Annotated in this window: 31 protein-coding genes and 1 tRNA gene; 25 read left to right on the top strand and 7 right to left on the bottom strand. The window is 67.4% G+C overall.

The genetic code is table 11. From position 1 onward, the window contains the following. Position 1 precedes the first annotated feature (1 nt). A complete protein-coding gene (locus C492_RS01435) occupies positions 2–1,153 on the bottom strand; it encodes an SPFH domain-containing protein (RefSeq protein ID WP_008419833.1) in 1,152 nt (383 codons plus the stop codon). Between the two features lie 161 nt (positions 1,154–1,314). Here C492_RS01435 and hisC point away from each other — a divergent pair, with 161 nt between their 5' ends. The 10 genes from hisC to C492_RS01385 all read left to right on the top strand — a co-directional run bounded on the left by hisC (position 1,315) and on the right by C492_RS01385 (position 8,639). After that, a complete protein-coding gene (hisC, locus tag C492_RS01430) occupies positions 1,315–2,439 on the top strand; it encodes a histidinol-phosphate transaminase (RefSeq protein ID WP_008419831.1) in 1,125 nt (374 codons plus the stop codon). After that, a complete protein-coding gene (locus C492_RS01425) occupies positions 2,436–2,981 on the top strand; it encodes an adenylate kinase family protein (protein ID WP_008419829.1) in 546 nt (181 codons plus the stop codon). The genes hisC and C492_RS01425 overlap by 4 nt, the downstream gene beginning before the upstream one ends. Beyond that, positions 2,978–3,589, top strand: a complete 612-nt coding sequence (locus C492_RS01420) for a CDP-alcohol phosphatidyltransferase family protein (protein WP_008419827.1) — start codon at positions 2,978–2,980, stop codon at positions 3,587–3,589. Before C492_RS01425 ends, C492_RS01420 begins: the two co-directional genes overlap by 4 nt. A gap of 96 nt (positions 3,590–3,685) precedes the next feature. After that, a complete protein-coding gene (locus C492_RS01415; RefSeq protein WP_008419824.1) occupies positions 3,686–4,225 on the top strand; it encodes a multiprotein bridging factor aMBF1 in 540 nt (179 codons plus the stop codon). Positions 4,226–4,282: 57 nt separating this feature from the next. Next, the gene (gene tpiA, locus C492_RS01410) at positions 4,283–4,927 is read left to right on the top strand and encodes a triose-phosphate isomerase (protein ID WP_008419823.1); all 645 of its coding nucleotides are present in this window, start codon (positions 4,283–4,285) and stop codon (positions 4,925–4,927) included. A 37-nt stretch (positions 4,928–4,964) separates the two neighbouring features. After that, positions 4,965–5,351, top strand: a complete 387-nt coding sequence (locus C492_RS01405) for a hypothetical protein (RefSeq protein ID WP_008419821.1) — start codon at positions 4,965–4,967, stop codon at positions 5,349–5,351. A gap of 63 nt (positions 5,352–5,414) precedes the next feature. Beyond that, positions 5,415–5,843, top strand: a complete 429-nt coding sequence (locus tag C492_RS01400; protein ID WP_008419819.1) for a DUF3054 domain-containing protein — start codon at positions 5,415–5,417, stop codon at positions 5,841–5,843. Positions 5,844–6,196: 353 nt separating this feature from the next. Beyond that, positions 6,197–6,412 carry a hypothetical protein gene (locus C492_RS01395; RefSeq protein ID WP_049892608.1) on the top strand — a complete coding sequence of 72 codons (216 nt, stop codon included), beginning with the start codon at positions 6,197–6,199 and terminating at the stop codon, positions 6,410–6,412. Positions 6,413–6,462: 50 nt separating this feature from the next. Then, positions 6,463–7,461, top strand: a complete 999-nt coding sequence (locus tag C492_RS01390; protein WP_008419816.1) for an ornithine cyclodeaminase family protein — start codon at positions 6,463–6,465, stop codon at positions 7,459–7,461. A gap of 170 nt (positions 7,462–7,631) precedes the next feature. Beyond that, complete coding sequence (locus C492_RS01385) at positions 7,632–8,639, top strand: DHH family phosphoesterase (protein ID WP_008419815.1); 1,008 nt, start codon at positions 7,632–7,634, stop codon at positions 8,637–8,639. A 3-nt stretch (positions 8,640–8,642) separates the two neighbouring features. Here the strand turns inward: C492_RS01385 and C492_RS01380 are convergent, their stop codons facing one another. Further along, complete coding sequence (locus tag C492_RS01380; RefSeq protein ID WP_008419814.1) at positions 8,643–9,095, bottom strand: Hsp20/alpha crystallin family protein; 453 nt, start codon at positions 9,093–9,095, stop codon at positions 8,643–8,645. Positions 9,096–9,233: 138 nt separating this feature from the next. Here C492_RS01380 and C492_RS01375 point away from each other — a divergent pair, with 138 nt between their 5' ends. From C492_RS01375 to C492_RS01360, 5 genes are all read left to right on the top strand, one after another. Further along, complete coding sequence (locus C492_RS01375; protein ID WP_008419813.1) at positions 9,234–9,914, top strand: type 1 glutamine amidotransferase domain-containing protein; 681 nt, start codon at positions 9,234–9,236, stop codon at positions 9,912–9,914. 44 nt (positions 9,915–9,958) lie between these two features. Beyond that, a complete protein-coding gene (locus C492_RS24400) occupies positions 9,959–10,132 on the top strand; it encodes a hypothetical protein (RefSeq protein WP_008419812.1) in 174 nt (57 codons plus the stop codon). 87 nt (positions 10,133–10,219) lie between these two features. Next, on the top strand, positions 10,220–10,420 hold the full coding sequence (locus C492_RS01370) for a hypothetical protein (RefSeq protein ID WP_008419811.1): 201 nt from the start codon (positions 10,220–10,222) through the stop codon (positions 10,418–10,420). 55 nt (positions 10,421–10,475) lie between these two features. Next, entirely contained in the window at positions 10,476–10,913 is a 438-nt protein-coding gene (locus C492_RS01365) for an RNA-binding protein (protein WP_008419810.1), read from the top strand. 41 nt (positions 10,914–10,954) lie between these two features. After that, positions 10,955–12,688, top strand: coding sequence for a YcaO-like family protein (locus tag C492_RS01360; RefSeq protein WP_008419809.1), 1,734 nt, complete (start codon positions 10,955–10,957; stop codon positions 12,686–12,688). Here the strand turns inward: C492_RS01360 and C492_RS01355 are convergent. Further along, positions 12,679–13,164: a hypothetical protein gene (locus tag C492_RS01355; protein WP_152424783.1), complete on the bottom strand. Its 486-nt coding sequence runs from the start codon at positions 13,162–13,164 to the stop codon at positions 12,679–12,681. The genes C492_RS01360 and C492_RS01355 overlap by 10 nt on opposite strands. 308 nt (positions 13,165–13,472) lie before the next feature. Between C492_RS01355 and C492_RS01350 the strand changes: the two genes are divergently transcribed. The 4 genes from C492_RS01350 to cmk are packed head-to-tail and all read left to right on the top strand — an operon-like array spanning position 13,473 to position 16,693. Continuing rightward, positions 13,473–13,973: a hypothetical protein gene (locus tag C492_RS01350; RefSeq protein WP_008419806.1), complete on the top strand. Its 501-nt coding sequence runs from the start codon at positions 13,473–13,475 to the stop codon at positions 13,971–13,973. After that, a complete protein-coding gene (locus C492_RS01345; RefSeq protein WP_008419803.1) occupies positions 13,966–15,552 on the top strand; it encodes a sodium/proline symporter in 1,587 nt (528 codons plus the stop codon). Before C492_RS01350 ends, C492_RS01345 begins: the two co-directional genes overlap by 8 nt. Continuing rightward, positions 15,549–16,022, top strand: coding sequence for a hypothetical protein (locus C492_RS01340; RefSeq protein WP_008419801.1), 474 nt, complete (start codon positions 15,549–15,551; stop codon positions 16,020–16,022). The genes C492_RS01345 and C492_RS01340 overlap by 4 nt, the downstream gene beginning before the upstream one ends. A 59-nt stretch (positions 16,023–16,081) precedes the next feature. Next, on the top strand, positions 16,082–16,693 hold the full coding sequence (cmk, locus tag C492_RS01335) for a (d)CMP kinase (protein WP_008419799.1): 612 nt from the start codon (positions 16,082–16,084) through the stop codon (positions 16,691–16,693). A 93-nt stretch (positions 16,694–16,786) separates the two neighbouring features. Here cmk and C492_RS25485 read toward each other — a convergent pair whose 3' ends face one another. Further along, positions 16,787–16,912: a hypothetical protein gene (locus C492_RS25485; RefSeq protein ID WP_275040314.1), complete on the bottom strand. Its 126-nt coding sequence runs from the start codon at positions 16,910–16,912 to the stop codon at positions 16,787–16,789. A 300-nt stretch (positions 16,913–17,212) separates the two neighbouring features. Between C492_RS25485 and C492_RS01330 the strand changes: the two genes are divergently transcribed. Then, on the top strand, positions 17,213–18,922 hold the full coding sequence (locus C492_RS01330) for an acyl-CoA synthetase (RefSeq protein ID WP_008419797.1): 1,710 nt from the start codon (positions 17,213–17,215) through the stop codon (positions 18,920–18,922). A gap of 41 nt (positions 18,923–18,963) precedes the next feature. Here the strand turns inward: C492_RS01330 and guaB are convergent, their stop codons facing one another. After that, the gene (guaB, locus tag C492_RS01325) at positions 18,964–20,463 is read right to left on the bottom strand and encodes an IMP dehydrogenase (RefSeq protein ID WP_008419794.1); all 1,500 of its coding nucleotides are present in this window, start codon (positions 20,461–20,463) and stop codon (positions 18,964–18,966) included. 446 nt (positions 20,464–20,909) lie between these two features. On the opposite strand from guaB, the gene C492_RS01320 reads away from it, so the two are divergent. Then, positions 20,910–21,914 carry a DUF5794 domain-containing protein gene (locus tag C492_RS01320; RefSeq protein ID WP_008419792.1) on the top strand — a complete coding sequence of 335 codons (1,005 nt, stop codon included), beginning with the start codon at positions 20,910–20,912 and terminating at the stop codon, positions 21,912–21,914. A gap of 62 nt (positions 21,915–21,976) precedes the next feature. After that, positions 21,977–22,151 (top strand) — tRNA-Trp (locus C492_RS23390). A gap of 461 nt (positions 22,152–22,612) precedes the next feature. On the opposite strand, the gene C492_RS23385 is transcribed toward C492_RS23390, so the two are convergent. Beyond that, positions 22,613–23,149, bottom strand: a complete 537-nt coding sequence (locus C492_RS23385; RefSeq protein WP_152424782.1) for a hypothetical protein — start codon at positions 23,147–23,149, stop codon at positions 22,613–22,615. A 361-nt stretch (positions 23,150–23,510) separates the two neighbouring features. Between C492_RS23385 and C492_RS24395 the strand changes: the two genes are divergently transcribed. The 3 genes from C492_RS24395 to C492_RS24390 all read left to right on the top strand — a co-directional run bounded on the left by C492_RS24395 (position 23,511) and on the right by C492_RS24390 (position 24,504). Next, the gene (locus C492_RS24395) at positions 23,511–23,663 is read left to right on the top strand and encodes a hypothetical protein (RefSeq protein ID WP_008419790.1); all 153 of its coding nucleotides are present in this window, start codon (positions 23,511–23,513) and stop codon (positions 23,661–23,663) included. Positions 23,664–23,910: 247 nt separating this feature from the next. Beyond that, entirely contained in the window at positions 23,911–24,141 is a 231-nt protein-coding gene (locus C492_RS01315; RefSeq protein WP_008419788.1) for a hypothetical protein, read from the top strand. A 210-nt stretch (positions 24,142–24,351) separates the two neighbouring features. Beyond that, complete coding sequence (locus tag C492_RS24390; protein ID WP_008419787.1) at positions 24,352–24,504, top strand: hypothetical protein; 153 nt, start codon at positions 24,352–24,354, stop codon at positions 24,502–24,504. Between the two features lie 402 nt (positions 24,505–24,906). On the opposite strand, the gene C492_RS01310 is transcribed toward C492_RS24390, so the two are convergent. Then, positions 24,907–25,674 (bottom strand): PKD domain-containing protein, encoded by a 768-nt coding sequence (locus C492_RS01310; protein WP_008419785.1) that lies wholly within the window; start codon positions 25,672–25,674, stop codon positions 24,907–24,909. Between the last annotated feature and the right edge of the window lies 1 nt (position 25,675).

The raw sequence follows: 25,675 nt of genomic DNA, 5'->3' as shown, positions 1-25,675 counted from the left end.
GTCAGTCTCCGCTCGAGCCCTCGTCGGGGGCGACGTCGAGTTCGGGGTCGGCCTCCCCGGCGCCGTCGGCCGTCGGTCCCACGTCCTCGCCCTCCTTGATCGCCTGGGCCTCCCGTTCCATCGCCTCGACGTCCACGTCGGCTTCCGCGTCGATCTCGCCGATGATCTCGGCGATGTCGTCGAGGCCGATCAGTTCGCGGGTTTCCTCGTCGAACTCGAGGCTCTCGAGTTGGCCGTCGCCCTCGGCGACGTCGCTGCCCGAGAGGTGCTTGCCGTAACGGCCGACCATCGAGGTGAGCTCCTGGGGGAGGACGAACGTGGTCGACTCGCTCTGCCCGATGTTCTCGAGGGCGTCCATCCCCTTGTCGATCACGGCGCGCTCGCCCATCGATTCGGCCGAACGGGCGCGCAGAACCGTCGAGATCGCGTCACCCTGGGCCTCGAGGATCTGGCTTTGCTTTTCACCCTGGGCGCGGATGATGTTCGACTGCTTTTGACCCTCGGCCTTCTCGACGGCGCTGCGGCGTTCACCCTGGGCCTCGAGGATCATCGCGCGCCGTTTGCGTTCGGCGGAGGTCTGCTGTTCCATCGCGCCCTTGACGTCCCGCGAGGGGGTGACCTCGCGGACCTCGACGCTCTCGACGCGGATGCCCCACTCGTCGGTGGGTTCGTCCAGCTCCTTGCGGATTCGCTCGTTGATCATCTCGCGGCGGCTGAGGGTGTCGTCCAGTTCCATGTCGCCGAGCACCGCCCGCAGGGTCGTCTGGGCGAGGTTCGAGACCGCCGTCTTGTAGTCGTCGACCTCGAGGAAGGCCCGCTTGGCGTCCATCACGCGGATGTAGACGACCGCGTCGGCCGTAACGGGGGAGTTGTCCCGCGTGATCGCCTCCTGGGTCGGCACGTCGATCGTCTGTGTTCGCATATCGAACGTGTAGACCCGCGAGACGTACGGCGGGACGACGTTCAACCCCGGCTGGAGCAGCTTGCGGTACTCCCCGAAGACCGTCAGCGCGCCCCGGTTGTAGGCGTCGACGATCTCGACCATCTGCCAGACCGTGACGATCGCGACGACCAACACCAGCGCCCCGATGTACAGCAGCGGATCGATCCCCGGGTCCTCGAGTTGGAGGACTGTCGCTACCAGCGCGTTCATACTCGAGTCAGGGCTTCCGACCGAATAACTCTTCGTTCAGGAATGTGTGAGTGTGTGTCGAGCACGGTTCCGGCTCCCGCGACTCGGGGAACGGCCGACCGAGGGCGTCGCGGCGAGCGGAGGTAAGCACCCTTAAGAGCCGCCGGAAACAGGGTTCGCGTATGCAACCGCGCGACCTGTCCGACCACGTCGCCTACGAGGCGGGTCGAGGCATCGAGGAGGTCGCCCGCGAACTCGGGCGCGACCCCTCGGAGTTCGTCAAGCTCGCCTCGAACGAGAACCCCCACGGCCCCTCCCCCGCGGCCGCCGACGCCGTCCGGGAGGCCGCGGGGAGCGTCAGCTCCTACCCGAAGTCCGCACACACCGACCTCACCGACGCCGTCGCCGACCGCTGGGCGGTCGATCCCTCGCAGGTGTGGCTCGCCAACGGCGGCGACGGCGCGATCGACTACCTCTCCCGGGCGACGCTCGAGCCCGGCGACGACGTCCTCGTCCCCTCGCCGGGCTTTGCCTACTACGGGATGAGCGCCCGCTTTCACCACGGTGGGGTTCGGGAGTACGACCTCGAGCGCGACGCGGACTTCGCCCAGACGCCCGAGACGGTGCTGTCGGCCTACGACGGCGAGCGGATCGTCTACCTCACGAGCCCGCACAACCCCTCGGGGTCGACGATCGAACTCGCGGACGTCGAACGGATCGCCGCGGAAACCGACGCGGAGACGCTGGTCGTCGTCGACGAGGCCTACGGCGAGTTCGCCGACGTCGACAGCGCCGTTTCCCTGCTCGAGGGTCGGGACGGCTTCGAGGCGCGCGACGATATCGCCGTCCTGCGGACGTTCTCGAAGGCCTACGGCCTCGCGGGCGTCCGCCTGGGGTATGCGATCGTCCCCGGCGAGTGGGCCGACGCCTACGCCCGCGTGAACACTCCCTTCGCCGCCAGCGAGATCGCCTGCCGGGCCGGACTCGCGGCCATCGACGACGACGAGCACGTCGAGCGAACCGTCGGGACGGCCCGCGACTCTCGCGAATACATGCGCGAGCACCTCGACGCGCGGGTCTGGCCCAGCGAGGGCAACTTCGTGCTCGCGGCGGTCGGGGACGCGACGGCCGTCGCCGAGGCCCTCCGAGAGCGAGGCGTCATCGTTCGGGACTGCTCGAGTTTCGGCCTGCCGGGCTGTATCCGGATCACCTGCGGCACCGACGCGGAGACCGAACGCGCCGTCGAGGCGGTAAACGCCGTCCTCGCGGAGCGCTCGACCGAGCCCGAGGAGGTGACCGACGCGTGAGGGTCGCGGTGACGGGCACCCCCGGAACGGGGAAGACGACGGCGACGGAGCGACTCGAGGCGGCGGCGGAGACCGACGGAGCCGGCGAGGACGGCGACGCCCTCGAGGTCGTCCACCTCAACGAGGTCCTCGAGGAGGAGGCGCTGTACACCGAGATCGACGCCGACCGCGGGAGCAAGGTCGCCGACCTCGACGCGCTCGCGGAGCGACTCGCCGACTACGAGGACGCGGTGATCGAGTCCCACCTCGCCCACCGCTTCGACGCCGACCGCGTCGCGGTGCTTCGCTGCGAGCCCGAACGGCTCGAGCAGCGCCTGCTCGAGCGCGGCGAGAGCGAGGCAAAGGCCCGGGAGAACGCCGAGAGCGAGGCCCTCGACGTCGTGCTCGCCGAGGCGGCCGAGGAGCACGGCCTCGAGTCGGTCTACGAGATCGACACGACCGACCGCGACCCCGATGCGGTCGCCGAAGCGCTCGCGGCCGTGATCGCCGGCGATCGGGAGCCAAGCGCGGGCGAGGTCGACTTCGTGGGGTATCTCGAATGACCCTCGATCAGCTTCGCCCGTACGTCTCGGACCTTCTGGACCCGTTCGTCAGCGGGTTCGATCGGCTCGGGATGACGCCCAACGGGGTCAGCCTGCTGGCGTTCGGGGTGGCGGTGCTGGCGGCGGGCGCCTTCCTGCTCGGGGGGCGGGGGGCTCCGGTCTGGTTCGCCGCGGCCGCCGTCCTGGTCTTCCTGAACGGCTGGCTCGACGTGATCGACGGCGCGCTCGCCCGCGAGCAAAACGTCGCCTCCACCGGTGGGGACCTGCTCGATCACGTCCTCGACCGCTACGCCGACATCGTCATCATCGCCGGGCTGGCCGCCGGAATCGAGCACTACCTCCTCGGGTTCCTGGCGGTGACGGGCGTGGTGATGACATCCTACCTGGGCACGCAGGCCCAGGCGGTCGGTCTCGATCGGGTCTACGGCGGGCTCATCGGCCGCGCGGACCGGCTGGTGATCATCGGTCTCGTCGGGTTCCTCGCGTACCCGCTCTCGGGAACGTACGGCGGGCTGACGCTGGTCGGGTGGCTGCTGGTCTTTCTGGCGGTCGTCGGCCACGTCACCGCGCTCCAGCGGTTCTACTACGCCTGGGCCGCCCTCGAGTGATCGCGCGGACGCCCTCGAACGGGCTCGCTCCCCGCGGTCTCGCGGCTCTGGGACCGCGCCGCATGGTTTATGGCGTCCCGGGATATAGGTTCGCCCATGGTCCAATGCGAGATGTGTGGCACCGAGACGTCGTCTCCGAAGACGATCAAGGTGGAGGGTGCGAAGTTAGACGTGTGCTCGAACTGCACGGAGTTCGGGACCGAGGTGAAACAGACCGGGAGCTCGAGCTCGTCGACGAAGTACTCGACCGGGTCGAGCGCCTCGAGCTCGAACTCGAGTTCGGGCGGTTCGACGTCTTCGGGCTCGAGTTCGAGTTCGGGCGGCTCGCGCCGTCAGGACATGTTCGACGACATGGACGAGCTGGCGACCGACTACGACGACCGCGTCCGTAACGCCCGCGAGGAGAAGGGACTGAGCCAGTCCGAGCTGGCCAACGAGTTAAACGAGAAGGCGAGTCTCATCCGGAAGATCGAACGGGGCGATACGCTTCCCAGCGACCGGGTGCAGTCGAAACTCGAGAGCTTCCTCGGGATCGAGCTGAGCGCCGAGGGCGGCTCCGCCGAGGACTCGGAGTGGTCGGGCGGCTCGGCGACGGGCAGCTACACGCTCGGCGACGTCGTCAAGCGGAAGGACTGAGCGAGCGCCACGCCCCGACTCGCAAGCTATTTCTTTCCCGGGACGGGCGTCTCTCGTATGTTCGTTCTCGTCAACCTCAAGACCTACCCGTGCGATCCGATCGAGGTCGCGGAGGCCGTCAGCGACGTCGACGACCGGACCGACGCCCGCCTGGCGGTCGCTCCCCAGGCCGCTCACCTCGAGCGCGTCGCCGAGACCGGTGTCGAGACCTGGGCCCAGCACGTCGATCCGATCGAGCACGGCAGCAACACCGGCCACGCGCTCGCGGAGTCGGTCGCCGACGCGGGTGCCGACGGGACCCTGCTCAACCACTCCGAGCGGCGCCTGAAGCTCGCCGATATCGACGGCGCGGTTCGCGCGGCCGAGCGGGCGGGCCTCGAGACCGTCGTCTGCGCGAACAACCCGGCCCAGATCGGGGCCGCGGCGGCGCTGGGTCCCGACGCCGTCGCCGTCGAGCCGCCGGAACTCATCGGCACCGGCACGCCCGTCAGCCAGGCCGATCCCGACGTCGTCGAGGACGCCGTCGACGCCGCTGCGGGCGTCGACGAGGACGTCTCGGTGCTGTGCGGTGCGGGCATCAGCACCGGCGACGACGTCGTCGCCGCGGGCGAGCTCGGCGCCGAGGGCGTGTTGCTGGCGAGCGGCGTCGCGAAGGCCGACGACCCGGCTGCCGCGCTCGAGGACCTGGTCGACCCGCTCTGAGCTAACCGTTTTCCCGGTGCCGACCCAACTCGCGGGTATGGGTTCGGACCACGCCGTCGAGACCGCACTCGAGAACCGCCTGATGAGCAACGGCATCTACGTCACCGACGTCTCCTGGCCCGACGGCGACGAGGCACCCGCCGACGGCGCGGCGATCGACCTCGAGTACGAGACCGTCGCCGAGGCGCCGGTCGTGACGACCGACGAGGTCAGCGCCGTCGTCCGCATGCTACTGGCGGTCGCCGAGGAACGGGGGTGGACGCCGGGCCGGCTCGAGGTTACCTCGCTGTCGACCGACGGCGAGCTCCGGGGTCGCTGGCACGTCGAGGACGACTGGTTCGCCGGCCTCGGCGTGGAACTCTCGGAGGTGGAGTTCTCCCAGCGGGTCCTCGAGACGGTGAATCGACCCTCGGAGGTCGAGTAGCACCCGCATCCTCGAGGCGGCGAAACCGGGACACCGATATGGGCGCGGTCGCCAACGTCGGGTATGGACGCTCCAGTCCGCTCGTCGGAGTCCGCGGGAGCGCTCGGCGGGAGGGACCTCGCGCTCGGCGCGATCGATCTCGCCCTGCTCGCCGCGATCATCACCGCCGGCCAGCTGAGCCACGGCGTCGACCCCCTCGCGGAACCGCTGGCCGCCCTCGAGACGATCGCCCCGTTCGCCGTCGGCTGGCTCGTCATGGCGCCGCTTTCGGGCCTCTACGCACCGGGCGTCGGGAAGTCGCTCGTCCGTTCGGTTCGCGCGACGACGGTGGCGTGGGTCGCGGCGGCGAACGTCGGGTTGATCCTGCGGGCGTCGCCGCTGTTCGACGGCACCGCGACCTGGCCGTTCCCGCTCGTGATAACCGGGTTCGGTCTCCTGGCGCTGGTCGGCTGGCGCGGAGCCTACGCGGCGTACGCTCGCTCCGGCCGGTAGCGTTTCCGCGGCCGCCCGCGGGACCTCGGTCGAACTCCTATCGGATCCGACATGGCAGTTCAGCGACACATCTGGGAGAGAATATAACGGTCAAGAGTTACTCCATTGTCGAGCGAGACCTCGCTCGAGGGAAGCCGCCCTCGTGCGATTTTCGTACGAGCACCGGTTCGTTTCGGCTGCACTGTGTTTATAAACCTCCCCCGATCCGTCTCGACCGACGGAGAGTACAATTGATAAAACCACTCTATAAGTTATAGGTATTCAACCCCTCCAATACGCGTTAGAAACGGGTGCGCTATCGGCCTATTATGGGAAACACTTATACCGTTATTCCGCATAGTATAGAATACATTATGACTGGATATTACGACATTGTTCTTGGCCTCATCCCGGTCGCACTGCTCGGCATCACCGCCGCACTGACGTTCGTCGGCCTGTCAGTGACGACGGCGATACCGGCTGGCGCGTTCGTCTCGATGGCGCTTATCGGCCACGCAATGTTCGTCAACGCCCCGGTCGATTCGGCCGAGGACGTCCAGTCGACCCGCCAGCCACTCAACGCGGACTGATCGACGCCTCGACCGGTATTCCTTTCTCATCTCCCGGCGTTTTTTCGCTCGTGACCGAGACTCTATTTCTGACCAGCGACGACGTCGACGGGCTCGCGACGCCGGCCGAGTACGTCGACGCCGTCCGCGAAGGGTACCGACAGCGCGGGACGGGCGCGCCGGCCCAGCCCCGCTCGAAACTCGGCCGCGAGGATCCGGCGGGGATGCTCACCGGCTACGCCGCAATCTTCCCCGACGACGGGGTCATGGGCGCGTACACCTACACCGCGGGGTTCGGCGCCGAGGACGCCTGGTTCGTGCTGTCGCTGTTCGACGCCGACAGCGGTGAGCCGCTGGCGCTGTTCGACGGCGCGAGCCTGAACCCGTTCAAAACCGGCGCGGCCGGCGCCGTCGGCGTCGACGCGCTGGCCCACGAGGACGCGACGACCCTGGGAATCGTCGGCAGCGGCGCCCAGGCCCGCGGTCAGCTGCGCGCGACCGCGACCGTCCGCGACCTGACCGACGTCCGGGTCTACTCGCCGACCGCCGAGAACCGCGAGGCGTTCGCCGCCGACTTCGCCGCCGACCTCGAGGCCGACGTCCGGGCGGTCGCCTCGAGCGCCGACGCGGTCGCCGACGCAGATATCGTGATCACGGCGACGCGGGCGAGCGAGCCGGTCTTCGACGGCGACGACCTCGAGCCCGGAACCCACGTGACGGCGATGGGCCAGTACGGCACCGACGGCCGCGAGCTGGATACGACGACGATCGAGCGGGCGACGTACGTGCCCGACCTGCGAGAGCGGGCGACTCACGACGCCGGCGCCTTCCTCGCGGCGCTCGAGGACGGCGTCGTCGCCGAGGACCACGTCCGCGCCGAACTCGGCGAGGTCGTCGCCGGGGTCGAACCCGGCCGAACGAGCGACGGAGAGATCACCGTCTTCGACAGCGGCGGCACCGGAATCGAGACCGTCGCCGCGGCGGGGATGCTCTACGAGCGGGCCCGCGAGGCGGGGCTCGGGACCGAACTCCCGTTCGCGCCGGCGAGCGAGGCGCTGACGGGCGACTGACCGCCCGTCGCCGAGGCTCCGAAGCCGTCGGATAGCGGCGGATTACGAATCCGTCGCCGACGGCAACCGCACGATACGGCGTCGGTACGCCGAACTAACGTTTAATTTCCAGTGTAATTCCTTCGAAAGCGTAGGGGCGTTCAAACCCTTCGGCTCCCTCCCTCCGATCCATGTCCCGCGCGGCCGAGCTCGTCGCGGCCCTCGAGGACCGCGACTCGCTGGCGATCGTCTGCCACGACAACCCCGATCCCGACTGCCTGGCCAGCGCGCTCGCGCTCGAGGCCATCGCCCGCGAGGCCGGCGTCGACGAGGTGGCGATCGCCTACGGCGGCGAGATCTCCCACCAGCAGAACCGGGCGTTCGTCGCCCTGCTGGAGGTGTCGCTGCGGGCGCTCGCGGAGATCGACGTCGACGACTACGACGCGGTCGCGTTCGTCGACCACTCCCGACCCGGCGCCAACACCGAACTCCCGGCGACGGTTCGACCCGAGGTCGTGGTCGACCACCACCCCGGCGACCCCGTCGAGGGCGAGTTCGTCGACCTCCGCGTCGACTACGGCGCGACCGCGACGATCTTCGTCGACTACCTCGAGGACCTCGGGCTCGAGCCGACCTCGCGGCTGGCCTCGGCGCTACTCTTCGCCCTGCACCGCGAACGCCTCGACTTCGTTCGCAACCCGAGCGCCCGCGAGTACGAGGCGGCCCTCGACGTCTTCCCGAACGCCGACCTCGAGGTCCTCAACCAGCTGTACGGCAGCGCCTTCTCCGCGGCGACGCTGGACGCGATCGGGCGGGCGATCGCGACCCGACAGCGGCGGGAGTCCTCGATGGTCGCGACCGTTGGCCGAACCCCCGAGACCGACGCCCTGCCCCAGGCCGCGGACTACCTGCTCAACCTCGAGGGGGTGGACACGGTGCTGGTCTACGGCGTCGTCGACGACGGGATCCGGCTGAGCGCCCGCTCGATCGATCCCGCGATCCACATCGGCGAGGCGCTGGCCGACGGGTTCGACGACCTCGGCTCGGCGGGCGGCCACCACGACATGGCCGGCGGTCGGATCGAGCTGTCGACGGTCGCCCCCGACGTCGCCCCGGACGCCAGGGACCTGCTGACGGTCGTCGGCAGTCGGCTGCCCGAGCGGTTCTTCGCCGCGCTCGAGCCCGAAGACGAGGAGTGACCGTCACTCGATGTCGATCGTGCGCGAGCCCTCGCCGGGCTCGAGCTTGGGGAGCCGGATCGTCAACACGCCGTTGTTGACCGTCGCCTCGATCCCGTCGGCGTCGACGGGGTCGGGAAGGGTCACCCGCCGGCTGAACGACTCGAATTCGCGCTCGCGCCGGAGGTAGTCGTCTCGCCCGTCGGTCGCCTCCCGTTCGCGCTCGCCGCTGATAAACAGGGTCTCGCCCGAGAGCCTGCTCTCGAGATCCGCGGACTCGTAGCCGGGGACGTCGACGGTGACGACGAACTCGTCGTCGCGATCGGCCAGATCCAGGCTCGTTCCGCCGGCGGCGAACGCGAACCGGTCGCCGTCCCCGGTCTCGTCCTCCCAGTTCCGGGTGGCCTCCTCGAACTGGCGGTTCAGTCGGTCGAACAGCTCCTCGAGGTGGTCGAAGGGGTTTCGTCGACTGGCCATTGCAGTTCGGGTCTACGCCGTCCCGCTCGAAAAAGCCATCTCCGAGCGTCGGGACTGTCACCGGCGCGGACGTATCGGACTGCGAACGCGGCAACGTCCTGCCCGCCCGTTTTCCGTCTTCCGACCCTACCGTCGGGTATGACGAAAGCGCTGTTCGTCGTCAGTGAGGAAGGGTACTGGGGAGAGGAGTGCGTCGAGCCCCTCGAGACACTTTCAGAGGCGGGCGTCGAGATCACCGTCGCGACGCCGTCGGGCGGCCCGCCCGAGCTCGACGAGACCTCGGCCGACCCCGACGAGGTCGGCGAGGAGACCGCCGAGCACGTTCGGGAGGTCCACGAGAGCGACGAGCGACTGAACGATCCGATTCCGACCGCGCGGGCCGACGCCGAGGCCTACGACGCCGTCGTCTTCCCGGGCGGACACGGCACCGAGTGGGACGTCAACCAGGACAGCGACGCCCGCCGACTCCTGCGAGAGGCCGTCGAGGGCGAGGACGGGAAGGCGCTCGTGGTCTGTCACGCCGTCGGGATGCTCGGGTTCGCCCGCGACAGCCAGGGCGCGTTCGTCGTCAACGGCCGCCAGGTCACCGGGTTCCCCAACGAGTGGGAAGAAGAGATCGTCGACGAGAACGACGTGATGCCCGACGGCCGCAAGCTCCCCTACTGGGTCGCCGACGAGGTCGAGGCCGCCGGCGGCGAGTTCGACCCCGAACTCGACGCCGCGACGAGCGTTACCGTCGACGGCGACCTGCTCACCGCGCGGGGGCCGGAGTCCTCGAGCGCCGCCGCCGACCGGCTGTGCGAGGAACTCGACCTGTAGCGCGGAACCGGGCCAGTTATCCCTCCGGGTTGCCGAGTCCCGGTGTGACCGCCGACCCGTCCCCGCCCGAGCGAACCATCGATCTTCAGAGCCGGAGCTACCGGATAACCGTCGACGACGGCCGGGAGTCGTTCTTCGCGCTGAGTATCGAAGACGCCGCGAACGACGACGCGTGGCTGATGTCCGACACCGTCCGCGCGCTCGAGTCGATGCGCTAGCTCCGGCCGTTCGAACCGCGAGCGAGCGACGCCGTCGGCTCCGCAGGGAATCAGTCCCTTTTTACCTCGCGCCGGGGAACGCCAACTATGAGCTTCGAGGAAGACGACCGCGTCGTCCTGCACGACGAGCACAGCGAGTTCGACGGCGAGACCGGCACCGTCACCCAGACGATGGAGTCGATGTTCGGCGACGTCACCTACACGATCAGCTTCGAGGACGGCCAGGAGACCGGCGTCCCCGAGGACGCCCTCGAGGAAGCCGACGACGCCGACGTCGACGAGGAGTAATCCGACCGAGCGGTCCGGATATCGGACCCACCCGCCACCGGCGCTGCACCCGAAGATGCCACAGATTCCGCTTCACTACGTCGACCTGCGGGCGTTCTGTTACGCCACCGAGGACGAGAAACGCGTCGAGCAGGCGCTTCGAACCTTCCTCCCCGAGGAGTTCGAGATCGACCGCGCCGAGAGCGAGGGCCACTACGGCGACCGCATCCTGGTGCTGTCGGCCCGCGTCGAGAACGCCGACGACGTGCGCCACGTCCTCTCGCGGCTCGCCGACCTCGAGAACCTCGACGGCCTGCTCGGCGAGCTCGACGATCGGGTCACCGACAACACCGAACTCTTCTTGCGACTGGACAAGCAGGCCGCCTTCGGCGAGGAGGTCCGCCTCGGCGAGGGGATCACGTTCCGCGCGAAAGTCGAGGCCTACCCCGCCAAGAAGGACAAAGCCGTCGAGAACGCCGAGGAGGTCCTCGAGCGCCTGCGCGACGAGGACTGATCGAGCGCGGCGTTTTTCACCGCCCGCTGTGACGATCAGGTATGCACGTTTCCGTCGTCGGAGAGGACCCCGTCCGCGACGCCGTCGAGACCGCGCTCGCAGACGTCGACGTTTCGGTTCGGTCGGCCGCGCCGACAGACCTCGAGGACGCCCGCTTCGCCGTGGTCAGCGACGTCGCCGGCGCGGCGACGTTCGAGCGAGCAAACGAGGCGGCTCTGACGGGGGGGACCCCCTGGATCGCCGTCGAGATCGGCGGCGTCGGGGGCCGTCCGCTCGCCGACCTCGACGCCGCAGTCTCGGGCTTCGCCCCCGCTACCAGCTGCTTCGAGTGCCTGCGGGCTCGCGTCGACTCCCACCTCGAGTCGGCCGCCGACGGGCCCCGCGCCGACTCGAGCGCGGCTCGCTTCGCCGGCGCGCTCGCGGGCCGGGAGTGCGTGCGGGTGCTGTCGGGCGAGGAGCGGTCGGTCATCGGCCACGTCCTCGAGGTTCCCCACCGCCGACGGCGGTTCCTGCCCGTTCCGGGCTGTGACTGTGGCGGCGGGCGCGACCGGAGCCTCGACCGGGACGACGACGGCCTCGGGCTCGAGGCGGCCGTCGAGCGCGCCGAGGGGGCGATCGACGACCGGGTCGGCATCGTCGAGTCGATCGGGGAGGTCGAGTCCTTTCCCGCGCCGTACTACCTCGCGACGACGGCCGACACGAGCGGGTTCAGCGACGTCAGCGCGGCCAACCAGGCCGCGGGCGTCGACCCCGACTGGAACGCGGCGCTGATGAAAGCCGTCGGCGAGGGGCTCGAGCGCTACTGCGCGGGCGTCTACCGCGACGCCGATTTCGTCCATGCGAGCGAGGCCGACCTCGAGCGGGCGGTCTCGCCGACCGACCTCGTCCGTCCCGACGACGCGCCCGACTACGACCCCGGGGCGAAACGTCGCTGGGTCGAGGGCGAGACGCTCCGGACCGGGGAGGGGATCTACCTGCCGGCGGCGGCCGTCCAGTTCCCCCAGCCCGGCGAGGCGCTCGTGCCCGCGATCACGACGGGACTCGGCCTGGGCTCGTCGACGGTCGACGCCCTGTTGTCGGGGCTGACGGAGGTCCTCGAGCGGGACGCGACGATGCTTTCCTGGTACTCGACGTTCGAGCCCCTCGGGCTCGCGGTCGAGAGCGAGACGTTCGCCGCCCTCGAGCGTCGCGCGGCCAGCGAGGGACTGGACGTGACGGCGCTGCTGGTGACCCAGGACGTCGACGTTCCCGTCGTCGCGGCGGCGGTTCACCGCGGATCCGAGGGCGGCGAGGCGGAGTGGCCCGCGTTCGCCGCGGGCTCGGCGGCCGGCCTCGACGCCACCGAGGCGGCGACGGCGGCGCTGGCGGAGGCGCTACAGAACTGGATGGAGCTGCGGGGGCTCGGCCCCGACGAGGCCGAATCGGCCTCGGCGGCGATCGGAGAGTACGCCTCGTTCCCCGAGCCGGCCCGCGCGTTCGTCGACGTCGAGCGGACGGTGCCGGCGGCCAGCGTCGGTCCCGATCCGGCGCCGACCGGGCGCGACGCGCTCGAGGCGATCCTCGAACGGACGAACGACGCCGGACTGGAGCCCCACGCGGCGCGGTTGACGACCCGCGACGTCGCGGGACTGGGCTTCGAGACGGTGCGGGTCGTCGTCCCCGGCGCCCAGCCGCTGTTCACCCGCGAGCCCTTCTTCGGCGAGCGCGCCCGGGAGGTGCCGGCCGAACTCGGGTTCGAGCCCGCGCTCGAGGGGCCGTTCCACCCCTATCCCTGAGTCGCGTTGTCGCCGTCGCTTCCGTTGGTCTCGTTGGAATCTCCTTCGGCCGCCTCTCGCTCCTGTTCGGCCTCCGCCTCGTCCTCGATGATCTCGAGGTCGACCGCGTCGTCGGTGATGGTGATCAACACGAGGCTCGTCTCTTCGGTGATCGTGCCCGTCTCGACGAGGTTCTCGATCTCGTCGCCGTCGCCGTGGCGGATGACGCGGAACTGCTGTTCGGACCCCTCGAGGTGGGGCGGTGCGACGCGCTCGCCCGGCGTTATCGTGTAACTCTCCTCGTAGGTCTGGCGGTCCTGGCCCCGGGCGGTGGCGTCGAGGCTGATGTTGTACGACCGCTCGCCCTCGTTGGTGATCTCGACGGGAACCGGGCTCTCGAGGCCCCCCGTGAAGTGTTCCTCGACGGCGTCGACACAGCCCGCGAGGCTCGCGACCGCGACGACGCCCGCGGACCGGAGTACCGTACGGCGGTTCACGATCGGCCCTCGGGCCCGAGCGACCGTCAGTATTGCCATTCCGACCCGCGGTCCGATCCCGGCTCGAGGCGCTCTCGACGGCCGGGACGATCCGCTCGAGACCGCCGAGCCCGGCCCCGAGACGGCGACGGCTCGACGGCCCGACGGCGGACGTTGATATGTTAACGGGTACCTTCTCGGCCACTTACTGTGTGTAATAGGACGATGATTCGTGATAGAACGCCGCGAGTCGGCCACGCGCGGCCGACCTCGATGGCGATCGGCGGGGGAGCGGGGATCGAACGGCGACTGCAGGGGGTGAGCGACCGGTGACCCGAAACGCGACGATGGCCGCGGTCGGCGTCCTCTCGGTGCTCGCGCTCGTCACCGCGGCGCTGGGATTGTACCGGGTGTTTTCGTTCGTCGCCGCGGCGACCATTCTGTCGGTGTTCGCCGTCGCGACGATCGAGCGAAGCGGGAGCGAGTTCGACCTCGCGCCGTACGCCGGACTGATCGGGCTCCTCGGCGCGTTCTTCCTCGCCGGACTCGCCGGCATCTGGCTGACGTGGGCGCCCGGCGCCGCCGACTACAGCTACGCGCTGGGGCTGCCGATCCCGACGCTGCTTTACTTCGGGTTCATCTGGCTGCTCCCGCTTACCGCCGCGATCTACTACGCGTTCCTCTTCGATCGCGTCGCGGGCGAGGAGATCGTCGAGAGTGTCCTCGAGGACGCCCGCGAGGCCCAGCGGCGCGAGTCGTTCCCGCTGGCACCCGATCGGTCCGAACGCCCCCTCGAGGCGACCGACGGAGGTGAGCGGGCGGATGAGTAGCGCCGTCGGCCTCGCCGTCGCCCCGCTCCAGCAGGGCGGGATCCCCGTCGCCGACGATCCGATCATTCTCGGGTTCGGCGCGGCGTACCTGCTGATCGTCCTGCTGATCGGCGTCTGGGGCTGGATGCGAACGGACACGACCAGCGACTTCCTGATCACGGGCAAGAGCATCGGCACGTGGGTGCTCGCGATGACGGCCTTCTCGGTGATCCAGTCGGGCTTCGGGTTCGTCGGGGGGCCCGAACTCGTCTACGAGTTCGGGACGACGGCGCTGTGGATCTTCTTTACGGCGCCGCTCGGCTTCCTGCTGACGTGGGTCGTCCTCGCGAAGCGACTGCGCCTGCTCGCCGACATCAGGAGCGTCCTCACGCTCGCGGACGCGACCTACGTGCGCTACGAGAGCGAGTGGGTCCGGGGCCTGACGGGCGTAGCCGTCGCGCTCGGCGTCGTCGCCTACCTGGCGGTCAACCTGGCCGCGCTGCAGTTCGTCATGCGGGCGATCTTCGGCATCCCCGTGCTGTGGGGGCTGTTCGGCGGCGCGTTGATCCTGCTGTTGTACAGCATGCTCGGCGGGATGATCGCCGGCGTCTGGACCGACTTCCTGCAGGCGATCACCATGATCGTCGGCGCCGGGTTCGTCTTCGCGTACGCGGTCTCGTTCGGCGGCGGCATGGAGACCATCTCGCGGAACTTAGCGAGCGCGGACCCGAACCTGATCTCCCCGTTCGGCGCGATGGGCGGCGCGACCACCGCCGTCCTCGTCGGGATCGCCTGGTGGATCCTCTTTTCGGTCGGCGCGGCCGGCCAACCCCACCTGATCACGAAGTTCTACATGAGCCGCAACATGACGATCCTCAAGTGGGGCGCGCCGATCGCCGCGATCTCCTACGCGATCTCGAGCCTGATCGCCTTCTCCGCGGGGCTGTCGATGCGCGCGATGGTCGAGGCGGGCGAGCGCGCGGAGACGTTCTCGGCCTCCGAGGTCGGCCCCGTCTTCGTCCTCGATCACACCGGCAGCGTCGTCGCCGGGTTGATCCTCGCCGCCCTGCTGGCGGCGATCATGTCCACGAGCGACTCGTTCCTGAACATCGGCGCCGCCGCGATCTCGCGGGACGTTCCGCGCGCGCTCGGTCGCCCGATCACGGACACGACGACCGAGCTTCGGGTCACGCAGGGCGCCCTGGCCGGACTGACGGTCCTCTCGACGGGGGTCGTCTACTACTCTGACGCGCTGGTCGGTATCCTCGGGGCGATCAGCTGGGGCTTCTTCGCCGCCGCGTTCGTCCCCGTCGTCGTCTTCGGACTGAACTGGAAGGGGGCAACGAAGGAGGGAGCCATCGCCGCGCTCGTCGTCGGGATCGGCTTCAACGTCGTCTACAACGTCGTCCCGCAGGCGGCGGCCGTCACCGGTACAGAGTGGCTCAACGAGGCCGTCATGGCGATCTACCCGTACCCGCCCGAGGTGCCGGCAGAGGCGATCTCGCTGCTCGTGACGATGGCCGTCTTCGTCTTCGTCTCGATGGCCACCCAGCGCGGCCAGAAACTCCCGGCCGACCTGCATCCCCTCTTCGAACGATGATGACCACGGCCGAAGAACCGATCGCCCGCCTCACGCGCTGGATCCGCCAGCGACCGAACTCGATCGAGTTCTGGGAGCTGGTGCTCACCGACGAGCGCCTGCTCTGTTGTTTCGTCGGCGAATCCTACCGCTCGATGCTGCTTCGGGCCGACACGGGCGAGCGCGACCGCGCGCTGGTCGACGACGGCGCGATCGCGGAACTGGAGTCCCTCGACGAGCGGAACGTCTCGGTTCCCCTCGAGGCCCTCGAGTCGATCCGCCTCGTCGACGGGACGCGGCTCAGGCGGGCCGCACTCGAGATCGAGTGGGCCGACGACCCCGGGGGAGGATCACGCCCCGAGGGCGGCCTGGAGCTGTACGCCGCCCGCGGCGCCGACCCCCAACGCGAGCGCGTCGCCGCCCTCGCCGACGAGCCCGCGCTCGAGGGGGTCGACGTCGCGGTCGAGTCGCGGCGCCTGCCGTTTCTCTGAATTCCCGACGTCCGGGTCGACGCGGACGATTTTTCACGGAGAAGAATGAGGGATCAACTATGCCCACGGGAGCGACCACGACCGTCGAGATCGACACTACGCTGTTCATCACCGTCTCCGGACCGCCGGGCTGTGGCGCGACGACGCTGTGCGAGCGACTCGCCGACGCCGTCGGCTGCCCGTACGTCTCGGGCGGCGACATCTTCCGGGAACTCGCCGAGGACCGCGACCTGAGTCTCAACCAGTTGACGGCCAAAGCCGAGGCCTCCGACGAGATCGACCGCGCCCTCGATCGGCGGCTGCAGTCGATCGCCGAGAAGTGGGGCACCGCGAACAAACCCTTCATCCTCGAGTCCCGCCTGGCGGGCTGGATCGCCGGCGATCGCGCGGACCTGCGGATCTGGCTCGACGCTCCCGAGGACGTCCGCCTCGAGCGCATCGAGGATCGCGTCGAGACCGAAGCCGAGATGCGGGTCCGGGAGGTCAGCGAGGCCGGCCGGTACGAATCGTACTACGAGATCGACATCGACGAGCGGGGGTTCTACGACCTCCAGCTCAACACCGCCCGCTGGGGGAAGGAGGGCGTGTTCCAGGTCGTCCGGGCCGCTCTCGAGGAGTACGACCCCGACGCGGATACGGGGGCGTTCTCGACGCCGGATCTGGACCCGTAATCGCTCCTTCGCCCTTCCAGGCGTTCCGGACGCGGACGAGCTCTCCGATCGAGAAAAAGCAACTGCGGGCGCGAGTGGAAAGCCGACAACCGCTCACCCCGGCGTGGGTGCGCCGGGACCGGTCGGCTTTTCGTCGCCGTCACGGTCGTCGCGGTGAAGGATCGCATCGCGGACGCGGTCGAACGCCGATCGATCCGTGCGGACAACGGGTGCGTACATGACCCGTGCCAGTGTTATCTCCTGACACACTTGGACCTGGCGGGAGCGATCGTCAGGCGATCGAACCGGAGTGACACTCTCCGTAGCGACGCCTCGAGAACGGGCACCCGCCGACGTCGGACGTCCCGGGCCCCCCGAGCCGACTCGATCACTGGCGGGTTCGCAAGCAGCGTTTCCGCGCCCACTGGTAGCGCGACCCGACGCCCCGCTCGGCCGTCCTCGCGCGAGTGCGTCGGCGTCGAATCGACGACATCCGTTCGGCGGTAACTCTTTCATGCTATCCGATCACGTACAGCACGAATGACGTACTTCGTCACGCTCGAGGGGGAGACCGACGAGGAGGCCCGCGAGTCGTTCTCGTGGGACGTCCCCGAGGGGTTCAACGCGGCCGTCGATCTGGTGGGCAAACACGACGACGGCGAACGGACCGCCCTCCACCAGGCCTACCCTGACGGACGTCGCGAGCGCTACAGTTTCGACGACCTCGATCGGCGCTCGAGCGCCGTCGCAAACGCTCTCGGGTCGCTGGGGCTGGGGTTCGGCGACCGGGTCGCGGTCGTCGTCCCGCAGAAACCCGCGAACGTCCTGACCCACCTCGCCTGCTGGAAGCTCGGTGCGGTCTCGCTGCCGCTGTCGGTACTGTTCGGCACCGACGCGCTACGCTACCGGCTGACCGACAGCGAGGCCAGGATCGCGGTCGTCGACACCTCCCAGTGGGAGACGATCCGGGAGGTCGCGCCCGACTGTCCCGATCTCGAGGCCGTACTGGTGGTCGACGGCGAGCCCGAGATCGAAGGCGGGACCGTCGGCGACGCGTCGGTCTCGCGGTTCGAGACGGCGATCGACTGGGGGGACGACCACTACGACGTCGCCGAGACTGACGCCGACACGCCCGCCATCGTCATGTACACCAGCGGGAGCACCGGGAAACCGAAGGGGGTGCTCCACACCCACGGCATCTGGCTGGGCCACTGTCCCGCCTTTTCGATGTACTTCGAGCGCGACCTCGAGGGCGCGTACTGGACGCCCGCCGACTGGGCCTGGATCGGCGCGCTGGGCGATCTGGTCTTCCCGGCCTGGCACTACGGCCAGCCCGTCGTCGGCTACCCGATGGGGTCGTTCGACCCCGAGACCGCGTTCGAACTCGTGGCGGAGTTCGACGTCACCGGTTCCTTCCTCCCGCCGACGGCGATCCGGATGCTGATGGACGTCGACGACCCCAGCGACCGCTACGAGCTCTCCCTGCGGGCGATCTGCTCCGGCGGGGAACCGCTTACCCCGGAGATCCTCGAGTGGGCCGAGGCCGAACTCGAGGGAACGGTCGTCAACGAGCTGTACGGCCAGACGGAGGCGAACCTCCTGGTGACGAACTGCCGGGAGTGGTTCCCCGCGCGTGCGGGCAGTATGGGGAAACCGGTCCCCGGTCACGAGGTCGCGGTGCTCGACCCCGAGACGGGCGAGCGAGTTCAGACCGACGAGATCGGCGAGATCGCGGTCCGGCGAGGCGACGACCCCGTCGTCTTCACGGAGTACTGGAACGAACCCGAGAAGACCGCAGCTGCGACCCTCGAACGAGGAGACGGCGGCGAGCGAAGCGGCGCGGTGCGATCGGCATCTGAAGTCCAGTCAGACGGCGAGAGCTGGCACCTGACCGGCGATCTCGCCGAGCGCGACGCCGAGGGCTACCTGTGGTTCAAATCGCGGGGCGACGACCTCATCATCACCAGCGGCTACCGTGTCGGTCCTCGCGAGGTCGAGGAGGCGATCCTCGAGCACCCGTCGGTCGCCCAGGTCGGCGTCGTCGGAGTCCCCGACGACCGGCGCGGCGAGATCATCAAGGCCGTCGTCCAGCCCGCGGCGGACGCGGAGGGCTCCGAGGAGCTGCGCGGCGAGATCCGCGAGCTGGTCCGGGATCGACTGGCCGAGTACGAGTACCCACGCGAGATCGAGTTCCGCGAGGAGTTACCGCAGACGACGACGGGAAAGATTCGGCGGTCCGAACTCGGGTGAGGACGGCCGTTCGCTCGAGGAAGTCACGTCCGGCCCGAAGGTCACTCGTCGGGCGAGTAGTTCGGCGCCTCGTCGGTGATGACGACGTCGTGGGCGTGGCTCTCGGCCTGGCCGGCCGAGGAGACCCGGACGAACTCGCTGCGCTCTTTGAACTCGGGGATCGTCGGGGCGCCGACGTAGCCCATGCCGGACTGCATCCCGCCCGCGAGCTGGTGGAGTTCGGACTTGAGCGTGCCCTTGTACGGCGTCGCGGCCTCGACGCCTTCGGGGACGTAGTCGTCGTCCTCCTCGGGCTCTTCTTTGAGGTAGCGGTCGCTGTCGCCGGATTTCATCGCGCCGACCGATCCCATGCCGCGGTACTGCTTGTACTTCTTGCCGTTCATCGTGACGACGCGGCCGGGAGCCTCGTCGGTGCCGGCGAAATAGGAGCCGAGCATCACGGCGTCGGCGCCGGCGGCGATCGCCTTGATCGCGTCGCCGGAGTAGCGAATGCCGCCGTCGGCGATGACGGGCACGTCGTGCTCGCTCGCGACGTCGGCGACCTGCGCGACCGCGGTGATCTGGGGCATGCCCGCGCCGGAGACCACGCGCGTGGTACAGATCGAGCCGGGGCCGATGCCGACCTTGATCCCGTCGGCGAACTCGACCAGTTCCGCGGCGGCCTCGCGGGTGCCGACGTTACCGACGACGACGTCGGCGTCGACGGAGTCGCTGATCTCGCGGGCGCCCTCGATGACGTTGCGGTTGTGCGCGTGTGCGGTGTCGATAAAGAGGATGTCGGCGCCGGCCTCGGCGGCGGCCTCGGCGCGCTCGCGCTCGAAGGGACTGACGGCGACGCCACAGCGCAGCCGCCCGTCCTCGTCGCGGACGGCCTCCTTGTACTCGCGCCGTTGAAGGATGCCCTGCATCGTGACCAGTCCCACGAGGAGGTTCTCGTCGTCGACGACCGGGACGCGCTCGATCTTGTGCTCGTACATCAGGTCGAACGCCTCGCGGGGGTCGACGTCCTCGTGGACCGTGATGACCTCGTCGGTCATCGCCTCGGTGACGGGGTCGTCCTCGTTGACCTCGAGGTGCGGACGGATGTCGGTGCTCGAGATGATCCCCAGCACCTCCCCGCGCGTGTTGACGACGGGGGCGCCGCCGACGCCCTCGCGGGCCATCCGCTCGTCGATCGCGCGGACGCTCATCTCGGGGTCGGCCGTGACGACGTCCTCGTAGGGGATGACGAGTTCGTCGGCGCGTTTGACGCGGCCGACCTCCTCGACCATCTCGTCGACGTTCATGTTCCGGTGGATGACGCCGAGCCCGCCGTGGCGGGCCATCGCGACGGCCATGTCGCTCTCGGTGACGGTGTCCATCGCGGCCGAGAGGATCGGGATCGAGAGCTCGACCGAGCGGGAGACGTGCGAGGAGAGATCCGCGTCGTCGGGTTCGACGCGGCTCTCCTTCGGTCGGAGGAGGACGTCGTCGAACGTTAGCGCTTCCGGTACCTGCAGTTTCGAAGAGTAGGGCTCGTGCTCGGGAGCGTCGTTCGCCATGTCAACCGTCCGGAAGCGCCAGCAAAAAGCGTTGCGAGACGGGCGGAGGTTGCGAACCGGTCTCGGGGGCGATCGCGGCGGATCACCGAGCGCGGCCCGACCATAACGGATAATCAGGATGGTACGGGAACGTTCACCGCAGTTCCAAATGAGTGCATCTTTGTCAGCATCTGGCCGTTATGGGCTGAGATACACCGAGTTGTGTAACCGCTTCTCACGCAACGTTTATTGATCGGCCAGTAGACCGTACGTGTATGAACGCTGTGAGTTTCAGCGACTCCCGAACTGCCGGCCAGACGAGCGCTGCTGCCGTCGCTGCCACTATTTTCGGGAAATTCACATTCAAACTCACAGCGCGGGGCCTCCCGTTCGAGTGGCTCGCGGCGTGGCGCTCCCACTCGTCCCATCACCCATCGGCCTCGGGTCACGGCCATCGTCCCTGAGCGATGAGCACGTCCCAGCACCCGGTCGCCCTCCGGCTCGAGAGCCTGGTGGGCGGCGACACCAGGCTGTTAGCGCTCGTGATGATGCTTCCGCTGATCGACGGGATCTTCCCGGCGCTGATCCTGGCGGGAGCCCTGAACGATCCCCTGAGCGCCGTCCAGGTCGGTCTGCTGATCTTCGGGGGGAGCGCCACCGTCGCGGTCATCCTCGCCGAGATGAACGGCACGCCCCGCGAGCAGATCAAGGTGGTCCTGCTCGTCGGCGTGCCCCTGATCGCGCTCGCGGCCGTCCAGGCGGCGCTCGCTCCCGCGATCGACACCGTGCTCAACGAGGCGATCTTCGAGCGGTTCGCGGCGATCGTCATCCTCGCGATCGCGGCCAAGACCGCCAGCGCGACGATCGGCGAGTACCTGCCCAGCCCCGCCGTCATCGTCGGACTGGGCCTGCTGGCCAGCCTCGAGCCCTCGGGCGCGGCGTTGGTCGTGATGGACGACCCCGCGCTGGTCGCGAACGCGACGCTGGCGGCGGTCGTCGGCGTCGCCTTCGCGCTCTCGATCGCCATCAGCGGTCCGTACCTGCGCGAGTACATGGACATCGACCGGTTCCGGTTCGGCAGCGCCGTCGCGCTGGGCCTGCTGCCGCTGTCGCTGGTGGGGATGGCCTTCGGCCAGGCCCCGCTGGCGGCGCTGCTCGTCGCGGCCGTCTTCGCCGTCGACATCCCCCTCGAGCGCGGCGAGGACGAGGACGTCTCCGCGCGGTCGCAGTCGACCGAGCGCTCGCCGCGGTTCTCGACGCCGTCCCCGTCGCCCTCGTCGTCGGCGGAGTCGGCGCCCGCGGTCGGCACGGGCCCGCTGTTCGACCCCGGCGGCTCGCGTCCGAGCTCGAGTTCGGGGTCGTCGGCGTCGACCGACGGCGGACAGGACGAACTCGAGGACGACGCCGACGCGGAGGGCTCGAGCGACGAGGCCCTCGGCGAGGACGACGAGGAACGCGCACCCTGGCTGTGAATCGCGAGACGGAGCGTCCGAATCGAAACCACTTTAGGGCGGATCCCCCAACGTAGACTCGAGGGGTCGTGGCCAAGCCAGGCATGGCGACTGACTCCAGAGGCACCGCGCCCGGGACGACACTCCAGACTGATATACTGATCGGGCACCTGATCAGTGTCCGTGTGATGACCCTCTGGAGTTCCGAGGCGCGCCGGAGATATCAGTCGATCGGGGGTTCAAATCCCTCCGACCCCATTCCTCTGCCGCGAGCAAATTCGCGAGCGGCAGGTATGGACGAGGAGGGATTTGAACGAGACCGAGGTTCTGCGAACGCAGTGAGCAGGTTCTCGGGCGTGGTTCAAATCCCTCCGACCCTATTTAGCTCAAGAGGGGCTTTTTCAAGTTCTCGGTACACCTTACAACGATCTACCGACTGATTGAAGATTTTAGAGATTCTTCTTTCTTGTTTTTCAATATTTACGGATTCTGTGTTTTTGTTGAAAGCGTTGGATGGATACTTAAGAACGGTATTGTCGCGCTACACGTGAGGTCTAGGGGAGAGAGATATCTCAGACGGGACAACGCTAAAGAACTATAGTTACTGGCCTATTTCCGAGCCAAAACTCCAGCTAAAGCTCGCAAAACCAGATGGTTAGTGCCTATATTTCCCTCAAGCAATTAATTAGGATGTTGATAAATATAAATTCATATTATAATTAGATTGATTTCATTTCTACTTCTATACTAATTTCTTTGAGTTTCTCCATAGCATTATAGGCTCTTTTGATATTTGCTTTTTCTGTTTCAATATCATCAATTATCCTATGGTCCTGGCTATGGGCAAATTCATTTCGCCGCTTGCGAACTTTTGCCAATTCGCCTTTTAATCCAGAATCAATCAAACCCAGATAATATATCATATCCTCCCTATCTTTCTGTCTCAGATTATAAAGGAAATCTAATGATCCTTCTCTATCAAGTCCAAAATTGAATGAATATGCGTTGATGATGAGTGCACTCTCTGATTCAATAGCTGCAGCCGTTGTTATGTAGAAGGACAAGAGTTCATTTGCATCATTTGGTTTTAGTAGATAATGCTCTGTTGTTTGAATATCTCCGAGGTTATCACCAACATTCTTTCGCTCGAGAATATCCTCTTCTTCATAATCCTCTAATCTTTTCTCTAATCTTCGGTACTGTTTCTCGATACGTTTTTGCAAAGGTTCTAATCGGTGAGTTTGATCGGAGTCCATTGGGCCAATTTCTCTTTCTACCAAGAAAATATGATGGGATTGCTTTTCGGATAGATTCATACTAGTTTCTATTTGATAAATACAGTTCTCTAAGTATGCATATAAGGCATTAACCGCTGTATGTATTTCTCGGGTTGGCCTGTTACCTGGGTTATAATTCTTCTACGATCAGCTGGTTTTGGGCCGAAATAGGCTGTCTAGTGAGTAGAAAACCTATGAATCGCCTTAAAGAGGACTCTGAAGGCGACGGAGAGATCGACGTGAGATCAAAATAGTGGCCAACTGCTTGGATCCGAATATCTACAGTCGTTCTGTTCGAATCACCAGCAACCATTTGCGACCAGCGGTGGAATCGGGGACCATGGCCCTCACGGTCGAGGATTTCGCTGAGTTCATAACCGGCGATCCAGAGGACGACGAAACGGTTCCGCTGGGGGATGCCCTCAGCGAGCTGGCCGTCGATGTCGAAGCTGATGCCGTCGAAGACGCCCGAGATGTCCGAAAGCAGCTGTGAAGCTCTTTCTCGAGACGAACGCGGTTGTATACCTGCGACACTATCTTTCGTCGTATCTCGTAGCCCTGCCTGTCGGTCCCGCTCGCAACTGATGAGAACTCGTCGCCGTTGGATAGCTTCAACCGCTGACTGCCTTCGAGCGAAGTGCCATCTCGCTCCCAAATTTGCCCTCGAGCGATACCGACCAAAACCACCCTTCGAGCACACAACCCAAAACACTGAACATACCCACCACCAGCAAACAGGCATGAGCTGGGAGGTCGACTACGAGAACGCGGACTCGATCGCACTGGCCCACGAGGACGGCTTCGTGCTTTTCGCCAAGCGGGGGAGGGACCAGGGCGATCACACGAACTGGACCCTCGAGCTGACCGACACCGACGACGGCACCGAACTCGTCTCCGAGACCCACCGGATCTCCAACGAGCAACACCTGTGGTCGGTCATCGAGAAGTACACCGACCTGTATCCCGCCTAGGGACGACTCTCGAGCCCGGCGGACGAACAACCAAAACTCTCCGTGGTGCGCTTTGCCGATCGCTTTTCGCGAGCGACAGACGCGACGCTCGTCGACCGAGTGATCCGACAGTCGTACCGTCTCGAGTGAAACCGAGCTCCAGTATGATGTCTGAGAATCCCCATTCCAACCACCAGCAGCCTTTTGCAACCAGCGGCGCCATCACAGGATATGAGCCTCACCGCCGACGACTTCGCCGAGTTCATGGCCAAGGACCCGGAGGACGACGAGGAGGTTCCGCTGGGGGATGCCCTCGAGGAGTTGGCCGTTAACGTCGAGGCCGACGCCGTGGAGGACGTCCGGGACGTTCGCGAGCGACTATGAAGCTATTTCTCGAGGCCGTCTCCCTCGGGCGGTCCGACTGCGGAGGAAGCGGCGTCGCTCGAGCGCCGAAGTCGAGTTGTGTCCAGAACGAGTTCCTCGAAGCGTCTCCGCGTGACGACGAGTAGCCGCCCGTCGTTCGCGAGTCGCGTCGCGTGTGACAGACCGCGATGCAGTTGGAGGGCGTCGGCGTCCCGCGGACGGCGGTTCGTCGCGAACGCTCTCGGCCGGGACGGCGGGTGGTGGCCGTCCGTTCGCCGAGAACGCCGACGATCACTCAGGATGTCTCGCGGTCGCCGGTAGCCAGCGGCGACCGGATTGCCTCGCCGATTCGGGATCGGGTCATCGGCGGGCGGTCGTCGGCTGGCGAACGCGGGCGTCGAGACGCGAACTCGAGCCGTCGGATCAGCGCCGGGAGCGAGCGACGCGAACGCCCCCGATCCCGACGGCGGCGAGTGCGATCGCCAGCCCCGCGAGGGCGGCGCCGCCCTCGAGGCTAGCGAGGGAGGCGACGCTCGACTCCTCGGGTTCGGCGACCTCGACCGTCGCCGACGCGGTGTCGGACTGGCCCGCCGCGTCGACGGTCGTGACGGTCACCTCGTGAGCGCCCGCCTCCTCGAAGGCGTGTTCCAGTTCGGGCGATTCGGTCGTCTCGTCGACTTCACCGTCCCCGGTCAGGTCCCACTCGTAGGTTTCGACGCACTGGTCGTCGATCGAGTCGCTCGCGTTGAGTCCGACCGTCGCGTCGACCTGCGTCGAGGCGGGCGCCGTCAGGTGGGCGACCGGCGCCGACGTGACGGTGACGAGGTTCGTCACCGCCCGTCGCTCGTCGTTCTCGTCGGTGACGATCAGCGTCGCGGTGTGGGGTCCCTCCTCCTCGAAGGTGTGGGTCGTCTCCGCGTCGTGACAGGTTCCGTTCTCGTCGAAGCGCCAGCAGACCTCGGCCACGTCGTCGCGGTCGGCGAGGGCGCTCGCGTCGGCCGTGAACGATTCGTTCGGACCGACGGCGGTCGGCACCGACGCGCTCTCGAGGTCGTCCTCGAGGGACGCGGCCGACGCCTGCGTCGAGGCGGTATCGCCGACGGCCGCCGCGGGGGCCGCGCCGATCGTCAGGACCGCGACGAGTGCGAGTACCGCGCCGATACGGACTGGGTGTCGTTGTGGTGTCGTCATC

This window comes from Natronococcus jeotgali DSM 18795, from assembly GCF_000337695.1.
GTDB classification, from domain to species: domain Archaea; phylum Halobacteriota; class Halobacteria; order Halobacteriales; family Natrialbaceae; genus Natronococcus; species Natronococcus jeotgali.
The sequence above is the reverse complement of the archived record's forward strand: the minus strand, read 5'-3'. Positions and strand labels throughout refer to the sequence as shown.

Coding starts and splice junctions, on each gene's coding strand:
- C492_RS25485 (WP_275040314.1), bottom strand. CDS start 16,912: ATGTACGCACCCGTTGTCCGCACGGATCGATCGGCGTTCGACCGCGTC.
- guaB (WP_008419794.1), bottom strand. CDS start 20,463: ATGGCGAACGACGCTCCCGAGCACGAGCCCTACTCTTCGAAACTGCAG.
- C492_RS01310 (WP_008419785.1), bottom strand. CDS start 25,674: ATGACGACACCACAACGACACCCAGTCCGTATCGGCGCGGTACTCGCA.
- C492_RS01365 (WP_008419810.1), top strand. CDS start 10,476: ATGCCACAGATTCCGCTTCACTACGTCGACCTGCGGGCGTTCTGTTAC.
- C492_RS01375 (WP_008419813.1), top strand. CDS start 9,234: ATGACGAAAGCGCTGTTCGTCGTCAGTGAGGAAGGGTACTGGGGAGAG.
- C492_RS01400 (WP_008419819.1), top strand. CDS start 5,415: ATGGACGCTCCAGTCCGCTCGTCGGAGTCCGCGGGAGCGCTCGGCGGG.
- C492_RS01320 (WP_008419792.1), top strand. CDS start 20,910: ATGAGCACGTCCCAGCACCCGGTCGCCCTCCGGCTCGAGAGCCTGGTG.
- cmk (WP_008419799.1), top strand. CDS start 16,082: ATGCCCACGGGAGCGACCACGACCGTCGAGATCGACACTACGCTGTTC.
- C492_RS01345 (WP_008419803.1), top strand. CDS start 13,966: ATGAGTAGCGCCGTCGGCCTCGCCGTCGCCCCGCTCCAGCAGGGCGGG.
- C492_RS01420 (WP_008419827.1), top strand. CDS start 2,978: ATGACCCTCGATCAGCTTCGCCCGTACGTCTCGGACCTTCTGGACCCG.
- C492_RS01380 (WP_008419814.1), bottom strand. CDS start 9,095: ATGGCCAGTCGACGAAACCCCTTCGACCACCTCGAGGAGCTGTTCGAC.
- C492_RS01405 (WP_008419821.1), top strand. CDS start 4,965: ATGGGTTCGGACCACGCCGTCGAGACCGCACTCGAGAACCGCCTGATG.
- C492_RS01360 (WP_008419809.1), top strand. CDS start 10,955: ATGCACGTTTCCGTCGTCGGAGAGGACCCCGTCCGCGACGCCGTCGAG.
- C492_RS01340 (WP_008419801.1), top strand. CDS start 15,549: ATGATGACCACGGCCGAAGAACCGATCGCCCGCCTCACGCGCTGGATC.
- C492_RS01330 (WP_008419797.1), top strand. CDS start 17,213: ATGACGTACTTCGTCACGCTCGAGGGGGAGACCGACGAGGAGGCCCGC.
- C492_RS24390 (WP_008419787.1), top strand. CDS start 24,352: ATGAGCCTCACCGCCGACGACTTCGCCGAGTTCATGGCCAAGGACCCG.
- C492_RS01435 (WP_008419833.1), bottom strand. CDS start 1,153: ATGAACGCGCTGGTAGCGACAGTCCTCCAACTCGAGGACCCGGGGATC.
- C492_RS23385 (WP_152424782.1), bottom strand. CDS start 23,149: ATGGACTCCGATCAAACTCACCGATTAGAACCTTTGCAAAAACGTATC.
- hisC (WP_008419831.1), top strand. CDS start 1,315: ATGCAACCGCGCGACCTGTCCGACCACGTCGCCTACGAGGCGGGTCGA.
- C492_RS01385 (WP_008419815.1), top strand. CDS start 7,632: ATGTCCCGCGCGGCCGAGCTCGTCGCGGCCCTCGAGGACCGCGACTCG.
- C492_RS01415 (WP_008419824.1), top strand. CDS start 3,686: ATGGTCCAATGCGAGATGTGTGGCACCGAGACGTCGTCTCCGAAGACG.
- C492_RS01395 (WP_049892608.1), top strand. CDS start 6,197: ATGACTGGATATTACGACATTGTTCTTGGCCTCATCCCGGTCGCACTG.
- C492_RS24395 (WP_008419790.1), top strand. CDS start 23,511: ATGGCCCTCACGGTCGAGGATTTCGCTGAGTTCATAACCGGCGATCCA.
- C492_RS01315 (WP_008419788.1), top strand. CDS start 23,911: ATGAGCTGGGAGGTCGACTACGAGAACGCGGACTCGATCGCACTGGCC.
- tpiA (WP_008419823.1), top strand. CDS start 4,283: ATGTTCGTTCTCGTCAACCTCAAGACCTACCCGTGCGATCCGATCGAG.
- C492_RS01370 (WP_008419811.1), top strand. CDS start 10,220: ATGAGCTTCGAGGAAGACGACCGCGTCGTCCTGCACGACGAGCACAGC.